This window comes from Arthrobacter oryzae (assembly GCF_030718995.1).
In the GTDB taxonomy this organism is placed as follows: domain Bacteria; phylum Actinomycetota; class Actinomycetes; order Actinomycetales; family Micrococcaceae; genus Arthrobacter; species Arthrobacter oryzae_C.
The window spans coordinates 2,573,287-2,585,895 of sequence record NZ_CP132204.1 but is presented as its reverse complement, the minus strand read 5'-3'; the positions used below and the strand labels follow the sequence as shown (position 1 = coordinate 2,585,895).

Annotated in this window: 10 protein-coding genes; 6 read left to right on the top strand and 4 right to left on the bottom strand. The window is 65.4% G+C overall.

Annotated elements, in window-relative coordinates:
- Nucleotides 1-6 precede the first annotated feature (6 nt).
- Complete coding sequence (locus Q8Z05_RS11910; protein WP_305939848.1) at nt 7-2,511, top strand: helicase-associated domain-containing protein; 2,505 nt, start codon at nt 7-9, stop codon at nt 2,509-2,511.
- Nucleotides 2,512-2,551: 40 nt separating this feature from the next.
- Nucleotides 2,552-4,207: a DNA repair helicase XPB gene (locus Q8Z05_RS11905; protein ID WP_305939847.1), complete on the top strand. Its 1,656-nt coding sequence runs from the start codon at nt 2,552-2,554 to the stop codon at nt 4,205-4,207.
- A 19-nt stretch (nt 4,208-4,226) separates the two neighbouring features.
- Here Q8Z05_RS11905 and Q8Z05_RS11900 read toward each other — a convergent pair whose 3' ends face one another.
- A complete protein-coding gene (locus tag Q8Z05_RS11900) occupies nt 4,227-5,096 on the bottom strand; it encodes an FHA domain-containing protein (protein ID WP_305939846.1) in 870 nt (289 codons plus the stop codon).
- A 7-nt stretch (nt 5,097-5,103) separates the two neighbouring features.
- Nucleotides 5,104-5,361, bottom strand: coding sequence for a hypothetical protein (locus Q8Z05_RS11895; RefSeq protein ID WP_305939845.1), 258 nt, complete (start codon nt 5,359-5,361; stop codon nt 5,104-5,106).
- A gap of 254 nt (nt 5,362-5,615) precedes the next feature.
- On the opposite strand from Q8Z05_RS11895, the gene Q8Z05_RS11890 reads away from it, so the two are divergent.
- The 3 genes from Q8Z05_RS11890 (at nt 5,616) to Q8Z05_RS11880 (ending at nt 8,217) form a co-directional block, all read left to right on the top strand.
- Nucleotides 5,616-6,326: a response regulator transcription factor gene (locus Q8Z05_RS11890; RefSeq protein ID WP_305939844.1), complete on the top strand. Its 711-nt coding sequence runs from the start codon at nt 5,616-5,618 to the stop codon at nt 6,324-6,326.
- 2 nt (nt 6,327-6,328) lie between these two features.
- A complete protein-coding gene (locus Q8Z05_RS11885; protein WP_305939843.1) occupies nt 6,329-7,810 on the top strand; it encodes a sensor histidine kinase in 1,482 nt (493 codons plus the stop codon).
- A 116-nt stretch (nt 7,811-7,926) separates the two neighbouring features.
- Nucleotides 7,927-8,217 carry a WXG100 family type VII secretion target gene (locus tag Q8Z05_RS11880; protein ID WP_305939842.1) on the top strand — a complete coding sequence of 97 codons (291 nt, stop codon included), beginning with the start codon at nt 7,927-7,929 and terminating at the stop codon, nt 8,215-8,217.
- A gap of 5 nt (nt 8,218-8,222) precedes the next feature.
- Here Q8Z05_RS11880 and Q8Z05_RS11875 read toward each other — a convergent pair whose 3' ends face one another.
- The gene (locus tag Q8Z05_RS11875) at nt 8,223-9,185 is read right to left on the bottom strand and encodes a ribonuclease HI family protein (protein ID WP_305939841.1); all 963 of its coding nucleotides are present in this window, start codon (nt 9,183-9,185) and stop codon (nt 8,223-8,225) included.
- Between the two features lie 256 nt (nt 9,186-9,441).
- On the opposite strand from Q8Z05_RS11875, the gene Q8Z05_RS11870 reads away from it, so the two are divergent.
- Nucleotides 9,442-10,752 carry an ABC transporter substrate-binding protein gene (locus tag Q8Z05_RS11870; protein ID WP_305939840.1) on the top strand — a complete coding sequence of 437 codons (1,311 nt, stop codon included), beginning with the start codon at nt 9,442-9,444 and terminating at the stop codon, nt 10,750-10,752.
- 85 nt (nt 10,753-10,837) lie between these two features.
- On the opposite strand, the gene groL is transcribed toward Q8Z05_RS11870, so the two are convergent.
- Entirely contained in the window at nt 10,838-12,466 is a 1,629-nt protein-coding gene (gene groL, locus Q8Z05_RS11865) for a chaperonin GroEL (protein ID WP_305939839.1), read from the bottom strand.
- Nucleotides 12,467-12,609: the final 143 nt, after the last annotated feature.

The following is a 12,609-nucleotide window of genomic DNA, read 5'->3' as shown; positions in this document are numbered from 1 at the left end:
GGACTGATGTCCCTTATACGCGCGCTCAGCAAGGAACTGGAGGCACGCAGCGACGACTCGTTGCGGGCCTTGTTCTCCGCGCGGCCGGACCTGGTCTCACCCAACGTTCCGGACTTTGCTGCCCTCGCCGCCCGGGCCAGCGCAAGGGTCAGCGTGCAACGGGCCCTGGAGCGGCTGAACCGGCCGCAGATGCAGGTGCTGGAGACCCTCCACCTCTGCACCAACACGGACACGGCCCACAGTGCTTCGGCCGCCGGCCTGAAGAAGTTCATCCGCGGCGCTTCCCTGTCCGCCATCGAACGGATCCTGCACTCACTGGAAGAGCTGGCCCTCGTGCACCGTGCCGAGCCCCCGCACGGTGCCGCGCTGCCGGCCGGTCCCCGCCAGCGGTTCTACCTTCCCGTAGGCAGCCTGCGTGACGTGGTGGGAATCTACCCGGCAGGGCTGGGGCGTAGCTACACCGAACTGGTCCGGCTGCAGCCGGCGTTCGCCCAGCGGGTGGTGCAACTCGTGGGCGAACTGCACCACAGCGGAGCCAACATCCATCCCGCCGCCACCCCCATGGAAGCGGCCCTGTCGCTGCAGCACTGGACGGCCACTCCGGAGGCCCTGCAGCAAATCCTCGCCACCGCACCGGAGCGCACCACGGCACTCCTTGCACGCTTCGGAAACTGGGCCATGGGGGCAGTCCCGCAGGCGCAGAGGAGGGCGTCAGTCCTTAACGAAGGGTCCGACGTGGGCCCTGTTGACTGGCTCCTGGCCAGGGGCCTGCTGGTCCCGCTGGACGCCGCGCATGTGGAACTGCCCCATAGCGTGGGGATCGCCCTCCGCGGCGGCGCCGTCATTGAGGACTTCACCACCACTCCCCCGGTGCCCAGGCTTGGGCAGACCACGGCGGCGCTGCGGCGCAATGCCGCCCTCGGCGCCATCGCCGAAACCCTCCGCCTGACAGGCGAACTCCTCTACAGCGTGCGCGAGCAGCCCCTGGTCACATTGCGCAGCGGCGGCGTCGGAGTCCGCGAGATGAAGCGGCTGGCCGACTCGCTCCGCATCGACCTGAACCGGGCCGGCCTGCTGGTTGAGCTCTGCGCCCTGGCCGGACTGATCCGGCTGGACGTTGACAGCTCCGCCTGGGTCCAGCCGGAGCAGCTCGAGTGGCTGACGCTGCCGCGCCAGGAACAGTGGCTGTGGCTCGTGAACGCCTGGCTGGCCAGTGAACGTGCACCGTCCCTGGTGGGCCAGCCCGTCACGGGTCCCGGCGCGGCGCCCGTGCCACACCGCGCAGCTGCCGGCACCACCATCAACGCTCTCTCCGCCGAAGCCCAGCGGCCGGACGCGCCAGTGGTCCGGAAGAGGATCCTGGAGATCCTCAACGAACTCACCCTCGAGGCGGAGGAGGCGGACGGCAAGGCACCGGTGCTGGACGCTGCCGCGGTGCTTCAGCGGGCTGACTGGGCCCAGCCCCGGATGGCCAGGCGCTTCAGTTCGCTGATCCGGGGTGTCCTGGCCGAAGCGGAAATGCTCGGGCTCATCGGTTCAGGCGCGCTCAGCCAGCTGGGTTCGGCCATTGCCGCGGAGCGGCCCGACGAGGCGCTGGATATCCTCGGAGAGCACCTGCCGGCCGCCCTCAACCACGTTTTGCTGCAGGCCGACCTCACCGCCGTGGCGCCGGGCTACCTGGCCCCCGAGTTGAGTGAAAAGCTCCTCTTGATGGCCGACGCCGAAGGCCAGGGCCCCGCGACGATCTACCGCTTTTCTGTGGCGTCGGTCCGCCGCGCCCTCGACGCAGGCCATGACGCCGCCAGCGTGCTGGGTTTCCTGCGCGAGCACTCCGCCACTGCCGTGCCGCAGCCGCTCGAATACCTTGTGGAGGACACCGCGGCCCGGCATGGCAGGCTGCGGGTGGGCGTGGCCTCCAGCTTCATCCAGAGCGATGACGAAGATGCCCTGCTGGAACTGGTCAGGGAATCCAGCGCAGCCGGGCTGGGGCTGGTCCGCATCGCTCCCACGGTCCTCATCTCCCGCGCGGGCACCAAGGAAACCGCGCAGGTCCTTCGGACGCTGGGCCTGTCACCGGCTGTCGAGGAGCCGGAGTCAGCACTCATCCGGCTGCGCCGGACAACCGCCGTTCCGGGCAGTGGACGTCCCGTGTACAGTGCGCCGCGGACGGCTCCGGCGGAGGCCGACGTCGACGCCCAGCTGGCGATTCTGCGCAGCCATGCGGACACCTACGGTGCGCACGCCAACGGCGGCCACCGCCCGCCGTCGGGAGCCACCGGAGAGGAAGCAACACAGCTCGGGCTCGAGACCCTGCAAAAGGCCATCCGGCTCCGGCAGGCTGTAGTGATGAACGTCGTGGACAGCCAGGGGAATTCCAGCAGGGAAACGGTTGTTCCGGTTTCTGTGAACGGCGGACGGGTCCGGGTCTTCGACCCTGCCCGCGAAACCGAACGCGTGCTCTCCATCCACCGGATCATCGACATTGAGGCGGAAGAGGAATTCCAGCAGTGACCAGCACCCCGCGGCCCCGCAGCACCAGGGCTTTGGCACCGTGAGCGACGGCCCCCTGATCGTCCAGAGCGACAAGACCATCCTGCTCGAAGTGGACCATGAGAAGGCAACGGAAGCCAGACACGCCATCGCGGCCTTCGCCGAACTCGAGCGCGCGCCTGAACACGTGCACAGCTACCGGCTCACTCCCTTGGGACTCTGGAACGCCCGCGCCGCCGGGCTGGATGCGGAACGGGTCCTGGACACCCTGCTGAAATACTCCCGCTTCCCCGTGCCCCATTCGCTGTTGATCGACATCGAAGAAACGATGTCGCGGTACGGCAGGCTGCGGCTGGAAAAGGATCCGCAGCACGGGCTGGTGATGCGGACCAGTGACTACCCCGTGCTTGAGGAGGTCTCCCGGGCGAAGAAGATCCAGCCGTTGCTGGGGCCGCGCATCGACGGCGAGACCGTGGTGGTCCATTCCTCCCAGCGGGGCCAGCTGAAGCAGCTCCTCCTCAAGATCGGCTGGCCCGCCGAAGACCTTGCCGGCTACGTGGACGGCACACCGCATCCCATCATGCTCAACGAATCCGGCTGGAAGCTGCGGCCCTACCAGAAACTGGCCACGGAGAACTTCTGGGCCGGCGGCAGCGGCGTCGTCGTGCTTCCCTGCGGTGCAGGCAAAACGCTGGTGGGCGCGGCGGCCATGGCGACGAGCTCCACCACAACCCTGATCCTGGTGACCAACACCGTGTCCGCCCGGCAGTGGAAGGACGAGCTGGTCAAGCGGACCTCGCTGACCGCAGACGAGATCGGCGAGTACTCCGGTTCGGTCAAGGAAGTCCGTCCGGTCACCATTGCGACGTACCAGGTGCTGACCACCAAACGCGGCGGCCTCTACCCCCACCTTGAGCTGGTGGACGGCCACGACTGGGGCCTGATCATCTACGACGAAGTCCACCTGCTGCCGGCGCCGATCTTCCGGATGACAGCGGATCTGCAGGCGCGGCGGCGGCTCGGACTCACAGCCACGCTGGTGCGGGAGGACGGCCGCGAAGGCGAAGTCTTCAGCCTGATCGGCCCGAAACGGTACGACGCCCCGTGGAAGGACATCGAGGCCCAGGGCTACATCGCGCCGGCGGACTGCGTGGAAGTCAGGGTGGACCTCCCCCATGACGAACGCGTGGCCTACGCCATGGCCGAGGAGGCTGACAAATACCGGCTGTGTTCCACGTCCGAAACGAAGACCGTGGTGGTGGAACAACTGGTGGAACAGCACCGGGGTGAGCAGCTCCTGGTCATCGGCCAGTACATTGACCAGCTTGACGAGCTGGGTGAACGGCTCCAGGCTCCGGTGATCAAGGGTGACACGTCCGTGAAGGAACGCCAGAAGCTGTTCGAGGCCTTCCGGGCGGGCGAGGTGCAGACCCTGGTGGTTTCCAAGGTGGCGAACTTCTCCATTGACCTTCCGGAAGCGTCAGTGGCCATCCAGGTGTCCGGTTCGTTTGGTTCCCGGCAGGAGGAAGCGCAACGGCTCGGCCGCCTGCTGCGCCCCAAGCAGGACGGCCGCGCCGCGCGGTTCTACTCCCTGGTGGCACGGGACACGCTGGACCAGGACTTCGCGGCGAAGCGCCAGCGATTCCTGGCCGAACAGGGGTACGCCTACCGGATCATGGATGCCAAGGACGTCGGACGGAATCCCAGCGCGACATAAGTGGTTAGGCGCTGGTCCGTCAGCTGATCCCCCGGGATCCGTCCCGTTCCGTAGTTCCCGTCCGGGGATCAAACTGCGGAGCCTGGTAGGCGAGTTCGCCGCCGCTGCGTCCGCCGAAAGGACGCCCATGGTCTGCGAACTCTTCCCGGAAGTAGGCCAGGCACCACTGTCCCATCTGGATCCGGGCGCCGGTCCTGAGGACGGATTCTCCAGTGGACCCGACGCTTCCGGCGACTTTCCCATGCGGCACCAGGACGTACTCGTCGTCAGCGTTGTGGACTATTTCCGCATGGAGACCCTCCAGCCCGGCAAGCTGGACGTCCGAGGACGCGTCACTGCCGATCCTGACGATCTCGCTGCTAAGTGTGAACTCCCGCGGCACCTGGCCGTTCCAAGAGGCCGAGTCCTGCACGAAGATGAGCCTCGGCCGGCCGCTCCCCCGGGTGTGGTGGGTGGTGGTGATGCGGCGGACGATGCTCCGCCTGACTGTCGGCATCAACGGCAGGGGCGTCTGCGGCGGCAACAGCGAGAACCGTCGCGCCGGACCCCGTCCGCGTTTCAGGAGTGGCGCCAGTGCACCGAGTTTTCCCAGCTTGATGTGGGGAGACCGGGTGATGAGCCGCTGCGATGCCGGGCTTGCGACCGCACCGAGGCTCACGATGTGGCCATCGGGACCATCGACGACGACGGTCAGCCCCCGGTCAGCGAAGGTCTTTGCCAGCGGACGAATCTCCTCGAGCGACGGGATTCCGCCGGCACTGAACGACTCCAGGGCGTCCACGGCGACGCGTATTTCGCTGCCGCCGGCCCGGGCCGATCCCCGCGTTACCGCGCCGGACTCATCGGTAAACGAGAAGTCCAGATCCATGTCGAGGCGGAATCCGTTCACAACCGGTTCAGCTCCGGTTCTCGTCTGACCCCGGGGCGTCTTTGTCACTGGTGGTCACCCGGAGGCTGCCGTTGAGCTTCCAGGTAGCGCGCGGCGCGTCAGGGCCGATGTCCCGCGGAACCTCGACAGTCATGTCGATGAAGTTGTAATTGATGGCGGCGCCCTTGCCCGTCAGGTAGGACCACATTTCCTCTGCCAGGTCTGCCCAGTCGCGGATGCTGCGGTCTGCTGTGCCGGTGGTCTCAGGCGTCTGTATTTCCGTCATGGTGATAGATCCCCTTCATTGGGTGCCGCATGAACGATTTTTCCCGAATCCCCAAGGACTCAGTGGCCCAACTCTAGTACTGGCTGGTAGCGCTGGAAACCCTTCGCCGCGTGAACGAATTGCTTGGGAAAAGGGTTCCCTTCAGGCGATCACAGCGCTTTCCCCGCCTGCCGAAGGACAAGGTCGGCGTCTACTCATGGGACACTCAACTTTCATTCAGAAAACTCCCAGATTCTGGGAGCATCATGGGAAGTATGAAAAAGAACGGTCCCGAAGCCAAGCTCCTCGTCGTCGATGATGAACCGAACATCCGCGAGCTGCTCTCCACGTCGCTGAGGTTCGCAGGCTTTGAGGTCGTCTCGGCAGGCAACGGACGAGACGCCCTCGCCGCCGCCGAGCTGCACTCCCCCGACCTTGCAGTGCTGGACGTCATGCTCCCCGACATGGACGGTTTCACCGTGACCCGCCGGCTGCGCGCCTCCGGCAAGCACTTCCCCGTCCTGTTCCTTACCGCCAAGGACGACACCGAGGACAAGGTCACCGGACTCACCGTCGGCGGCGACGACTACGTCACCAAGCCCTTCAGCCTGGACGAGGTGGTGGCCCGGATCCGCGCGGTGCTGCGGCGCACCCAGCCCTTGCTCGACGACGACGCCGTCATTCGCGTGGATGACCTCGAGCTCGACGACGACGCGCACGAAGTGCGTCGCGGCGGCACCGTCATTGAGCTCTCACCCACCGAGTTCAAGCTCCTGCGCTACCTGATGCTCAACCCGAACCGGGTCCTGTCCAAGGCCCAGATCCTGGACCATGTCTGGGAATACGACTTCAACGGCGACGCGTCGATCGTGGAGTCGTACATCTCCTACCTGCGGCGCAAGGTGGACATCGATCCCGAGGCCCCGGCACTGATCCAGACCAAGCGCGGGGTGGGCTACGTACTCCGGACAGCCGAAAAGCGCTGACCTTGCTGCAGCGTTGGAAGTCGGCCTCACTGCGTTCCCAGCTCGTGGCCATCATGATGGCACTGATGCTGGTGGCACTCGCCGTGACCGGTTCCGGCACGTTGACACTCCTGCACAGCTATCTCCAGGGGCAGGTTGACGACAAGCTCAAGGTCGCCGTCAATTCCGTGAAGCAGCAGCAATCCTTCAGCCAGCTGCTGCAGCAGAACCCGAACATCCCCACGGATTATTCGCTCATGCTGCTGCGCCCGGACCAGGAGGCGTTCCCCTTCGGCGGCAGCAAGGAATCCCACCCGGACATCGACAGCCTGTCACCGGCAGAAGCCAACAGGCTCGACCTTGCCCCCTTCCAGGTCCGGGGCACCGACGGGCGGAACTGGCGTGTCGTGGCACTGAACGTACTGGACGGCAACCAGCGCAATGCCGTCGTCATCATCGGCCTGCCGCTGGCCCCCGTGGACTCCGTCATGGAACACGCCTCGCTGGTGGTCATCGGTGTTGGTTTCCTCACCCTGGTGCTGGCCTTCTTCATCGCCACCTGGACGGTGTCCCGGTCCTTCCGGCCGTTGGCGCGCGTGGAGAAGACCGCGGCGGCCATCGCCGCCGGCGACCTCTCGCGCCGCGTTGACGTGGAGAACCCCGCCACGGAAGTGGGCCGGCTGGGCGGCTCGCTCAACGCGATGCTCAGCCACATTGAGTCCGCCTTCGCGGCCCGGATGGCCTCCGAAGAGCGGATGCGCCGCTTTGCCGCCGATGCTTCCCATGAGCTTCGAACTCCCCTTGTGACGATCCGGGGTTTCTCCGAGCTGTACCGCCAGGGTGCGCTGTCCAAGGAAGAGGACGTTGCCACGGCGATGGGACGGATTGAGAGCGAGGCCAAGCGGATGGGCTCCATGGTGGAGGACCTCCTGCTGCTCGCCCGGCTGGACGAGCAACGCCCGCTGCAGGAGAAGCCTGTGGACCTCCTGCTCCTCGCCAACGACGCCGTGGTGGACACCCAGGCCAGCGACCGGGACCGGCAGATTTCGCTGACCGGACTCGACGGCGGGTCGCCGTCCCCGGCCCCGGTGCTGGGCGATGAGGCAAAACTGCGCCAGGTGGTGGGCAACCTCCTGGGCAACGCCCTTCGCTACACCCCCGCCGGGACACCCATAGAGATTGCGGTCGGGGTGCGGACCGGGGATGTCGGCCAACGATCCTCCGTCATCGAAGTGCGCGATCACGGTGCCGGGATCCCGGAGGGCGAGGCCGCCAGGATTTTTGAGCGCTTCTACCGGGCGGATACCTCACGGACCCGCGAAACAGGCGGCAGCGGCCTTGGCCTGGCCATCGTGGCTGCCATCGTGGCCTCGCACTCGGGCTCCGTCCGGGTGGTCCCGACCGACGGCGGCGGCGCCACCATGGTGGTCAGCCTTCCGTTCCAGGACGAGAAAGCAGACGCCAAGCACGACGGCGGCGGCGACGGCGAAGTTGTCCACATATAAGCAGCTGCTGTAGCGCGGTTTTCGGCCCGGTTCCTAGGCTCGACGTAGCGGCTTGAACAGGCAGGCCGCCCCGCAAGCTTGAACAAGCTTCCGAACAGCGTCGAAGGGCACTAACCATGAGCATCATCTCAGTTGACACCGAACTGCTCCAGCTCAAATCAGCCAACGTCAAAGCCACAGTTGACCGAATCAGCGCGGACGTCCAGGCCATGAAGAGGGGCCTGGACGAGCTGCAGGGCACGTGGCGTGGATCGGCGGCCACCAACTTCCAGGGGCTCATCACGGAGTGGACCCTCACCCAGGGGAAGGTGGAGGCCTCCCTCGCTTCCATCAACATGGCCCTGGCCTCGGCAGCCGCCACGTACGCCCAGGCGGAACAGGGCAATACGCAGCGGTTCAGCGGCTGATTGGACTAAGCCTCCGGCGTGCCTTGGTGGAAGCGCAGGCGCCACCGGGTGCCGTCGAGCACCCAGAGCGAACTACGGAGCGCGGATCCCGTCCGGTCCTTGCTGCGGTAGGTCAGGAGCACTGCTTCCGGCCCCACCCGGTCCGCCCCGATGATCTCCAGTTCAACAGCCGCACCCGGGTTCTCCTCAAGTGCCATCATCATGGCGTCCCGCGTCCAGAGCCGCCCGGAGCTGCCGATTTCAGTAAACTCCGGGTGCAGCAGCACACCGGTCCGGCCAATATCGGCCCGGGTGTCCGGGCTCAGCAGCTCCCGTTCCAGTGCCTCAACCACTGCCTCGGGAGCTGCTTCGGGCCCCGCCGGGGTTGCGAAGGGATCCGTGTCCAGTTCGCTGAAAAGGTCCGGCTCGGTGAAGAGGTCCGGCTGACTGCGGCTTCCCGCAACGGTGAGGGATTCCCTCCGCTCCGGCACCTTGGCAGGGGCGGCTGCGGGAGTGCCGGCCCCGCGGACAAAGCCCGGCCCTGACCGTACCGCAATGCCCTGCTGGTAGGCAGTGGCCGCAGCACGCGCGCGGTCGTCGGCAGCCTCGTTCAAATCATGGCCGGCATGGCCGCGGACCCACTCAAACCGGTATGTGCGGCCGCTCAAGGCCTGGTCGATTTCCCGCAGGAGCTCCACGTTCAGGACGGGCTTGCCGTCGGCCTTCCGCCAGCCCTTGCGCTTCCAGCCGGGCATCCACTTGGTCACTGAGTTGATGACGTACTGGCTGTCGCACAGGATATGGAGCTCCTCCTCAGCAAGGTGCTCCGTGCAACGGAAGAGATCCAGCACGGCCATCAGCTCGCCCTGGTTATTGGTGCCGTGCGGCCAGCCGCCCGCCCGCCAGCAATCGTCGTTCACGTACCAGGCCCATCCGGCCGGACCGGGGTTTCCTAAAGCCGAACCGTCGGCTGCTGCAGTAATCGTCACCGCACTATCCTGCCAGACGGGCCCGGCATTGTGGTTTGCCTTGTCCGCGGCAGCGTTTCCTGCAACGCGCCGGAAAACGCTTACCCGGAATCGTTGACACCCGGAAAGCGCGCGTGCAAGAATCGGAACTCGCAGCCAGAAAGCGTTTTCTCATCTCGGCTCCCTTGCACGTTTTGTAAGTCCGCTTTGCAGCTCACTGCGCGGTTTTCGGCCGTGCCAGACCATTTCAACCGGCAGTACACAGGAAGGCGTATCAATGAAGATCTCGTCCGGAAGCAGGCTACGACTGAAGATAGGAGCCACCGCCGCTGCCCTTGCATTGCTCGTCACGGGATGCGCGGGGTCAGCAGGCTCCGGCGGAGACAAGGAAGTCACCTTGACCTTCGCCTGGTGGGGCAACGAATACCTCAATGCCCAGACCCAGAAGGTCATTGAGGCGTTCGAGGCAGAGCACCCGAACATCAAGATCAAGGCGGCGCCCGGGGAATGGGGAGGGTACTGGGACAAACTGGCAACCACCACAGCGGCCAATGATGCGCCGGACGTGATCCAGATGGATCAAAAGTACATCGCCGAGTACGGGGGCCGCGGCGCCCTTCTGGACCTGGCCAAGCAGGACGGCATCGACCTTTCCAAAATGGACAAGGAACAGCTCGCCTCCGGCCAGTACGACGACGCCCAGTACGGCCTCAGCACCGGCAAGAACGCCTACGTGATCATGGCTAACACCAAGGTGTTCGAGGCCGCCGACGTCCCGTTGCCCGATGACTCCACTTGGACCTGGGACGACTTCAACAGCATCGCTACGAAGCTCACGGAGTCCGGCGGGGGCTCCACCTATGGCGCCGCCTATGGCAGCAACGAAGCCGACCTCATCATCTGGCTTCGGCAGCACGGCGAGAACCTGTACTCGCCGGACGGCAAACTGGACTTCGACACGGCGACTGCGGCGTCGTTCTGGGAGCGATTGAAGAAGCAGCGCGATTCGAAAGCGAGCCCGCCGGCGAGCGTCGCAACCGAGGACGCCGGAGCGGGACTGGAAGAGAGCTTGTTCGGCACCAACCGGATCGGCATGGCCTGGTGGTGGACCAACCAGCTCGGGTCTCTGGAGACCACCACGGGAAGCAGCATCAGGATGCTTCGCGCCCCGAGCACGGACGGGCGGGCCGCAGACAACGGCATGTATTACAAACCCACCATGTTCTGGTCGGCGTCGTCGAGGTCGAAAAACCCGGAGGCAGCGGCAACGTTCATCAACTACCTGGCAAACAGCCCCGCCGCGGGAGCCATCCTGATGACCGACCGCGGCATCCCTGCCAACTCAGAAGTTCTCGCGGACATCACGCCCAAGCTCAAAGCGGCTGACACCACCGTGGTCGGCTTCCTCCAGGACATCAACCCCGACATGGCCGAGGCACCCCCTGTGCCGCCGGTCGGATCGGGCAGCGTGCAGAACGTCATCAAGCGCTACACCGACGAGGTCCTTTACGACCGCAAGTCGCCTTCCGCCGCCGCGGAGGAGTTCAAGAAGGAGGTTGAAGGGATGCTGGCCTCCGCCCGCAAATAGTCCCGGGCCTTCCTGCTGCAACAAAAGTGCGGCCCCCTCGAATCGAGGGAGCCGCACTTTTTGCGCGTTAGCGAGGTTGGGAGGATTAGAACCCGCCCATGCCGCCCATCTCGTCGCCGCCACCCATGGCCGGAGCGTTCTTCTCCGGCTTGTCGGCCACTACGGCCTCGGTGGTGAGGAACAGGCCCGCGATGGATGCAGCGTTCTGCAGGGCAGAGCGCGTGACCTTGACGGGGTCGTTGATGCCGGCAGCCAGCAGGTCAACGTACTGTCCGGTTGCAGCGTTCAGGCCGTGGCCTGCGGGCAGGCCGCGGACCTTGTCCACAACAACGCCCGGCTCGAGGCCGGCGTTGAAGGCGATCTGCTTCAGCGGTGCGTCGATGGCAACGCGGACGATGTTAGCGCCCGTTGCTTCGTCGCCTTCGAGCTGCAGGTTGGCGAATGCCTTGGCACCGGCCTGGATCAGGGCAACGCCGCCACCGGCAACGATGCCTTCTTCAACAGCAGCCTTCGCGTTGCGGACAGCGTCCTCAATGCGGTGCTTGCGTTCCTTGAGCTCGACTTCGGTAGCGGCACCGGCCTTGATGACTGCAACGCCGCCGGCCAGCTTGGCCAGGCGTTCCTGCAGCTTCTCGCGGTCGTAGTCCGAATCGGAGTTCTCGATCTCGGCGCGGATCTGGGAAACGCGGCCGGCGATCTGGTCGGCGTCGCCTGCACCCTCGACGATGGTGGTCTCGTCCTTGGTGACAACAACCTTGCGTGCCCTGCCCAGGAGTTCCAGGCCGGCGGTCTCAAGCTTGAGGCCGACTTCCTCGGAGATGACCTGGCCGCCGGTGAGGATGGCGATGTCGGCGAGCTGTGCCTTGCGGCGGTCGCCGAAGCCCGGAGCCTTGACGGCGACGGACTTGAAGGTGCCGCGGATCTTGTTGACGATCAGGGTGGCCAGGGCCTCGCCCTCGATGTCTTCGGCAATGATCAGCAGCGGCTTGGAAGACTGCATGACCTTTTCGAGGACAGCTACGAGTTCCTTGACGTTGGAGATCTTCGAGTTGACGATCAGGATGTACGGATCCTCAAGGACCGTTTCCTGACGCTCAGCATCGGTGACGAAGTAAGCGGAGATGTAGCCCTTGTCGAAGCGCATGCCTTCGGTGAGCTCAAGCTCGAGTCCGAAAGTGTTGGACTCCTCGACGGTGATGACACCTTCCTTGCCGACCTTGTCCAGCGCCTCAGCGATCAGCGCGCCGATTTCGTCGTCACCGGCGGAAATGGATGCCGTGGCAGCGATCTCTTCCTTGGTTTCGATTTCCTTGGCGGACGCGAGCAGTTCGGTGGTGACGGCTTCAACAGCCTTCTCGATACCGCGCTTCAGGGACAGCGGATCAGCGCCGGCCGCGACGTTGCGCAGGCCTTCCTTGACCAGGGCCTGTGCGAGCACGGTGGCCGTGGTGGTGCCGTCGCCAGCGACGTCATCCGTCTTCTTGGCAACTTCCTTGACCAGCTCGGCGCCGATCTTCTCGTAAGGATCGTCCAGCTCGATCTCCTTGGCGATGGAAACACCATCGTTGGTGATCGTGGGGGCGCCCCACTTCTTTTCGAGGACGACGTTGCGTCCACGCGGGCCGAGGGTGACCTTGACGGCGTCGGCGAGGATGTTCAGGCCCCGCTCAAGACCGCGGCGTGCCTCTTCATCAAATGCAATGATCTTGGCCATAACGGCAGTAGTCCTTTCGGGACAGTCGTGAAGAATGAACCTTCACTGCGGTGCCCGCGACGGACGACCCTTCACCGGCGGCCTCTGTATGCCGCGCGGATGGGATCTCACCCCAGCAAGGTATTTCTTTCGCTCCTGGTCCT

What these genes read in the sequence shown, in the direction of transcription:
- Q8Z05_RS11910 (WP_305939848.1), top strand. Translation starts at nt 7, where the DNA reads ATGTCCCTTATACGCGCGCTCAGCAAGGAACTGGAGGCACGCAGCGAC.
- Q8Z05_RS11895 (WP_305939845.1), bottom strand. Translation starts at nt 5,361, where the DNA reads ATGACGGAAATACAGACGCCTGAGACCACCGGCACAGCAGACCGCAGC.
- Q8Z05_RS11890 (WP_305939844.1), top strand. Translation starts at nt 5,616, where the DNA reads ATGAAAAAGAACGGTCCCGAAGCCAAGCTCCTCGTCGTCGATGATGAA.
- Q8Z05_RS11880 (WP_305939842.1), top strand. Translation starts at nt 7,927, where the DNA reads ATGAGCATCATCTCAGTTGACACCGAACTGCTCCAGCTCAAATCAGCC.
- Q8Z05_RS11870 (WP_305939840.1), top strand. Translation starts at nt 9,442, where the DNA reads ATGAAGATCTCGTCCGGAAGCAGGCTACGACTGAAGATAGGAGCCACC.
- groL (WP_305939839.1), bottom strand. Translation starts at nt 12,466, where the DNA reads ATGGCCAAGATCATTGCATTTGATGAAGAGGCACGCCGCGGTCTTGAG.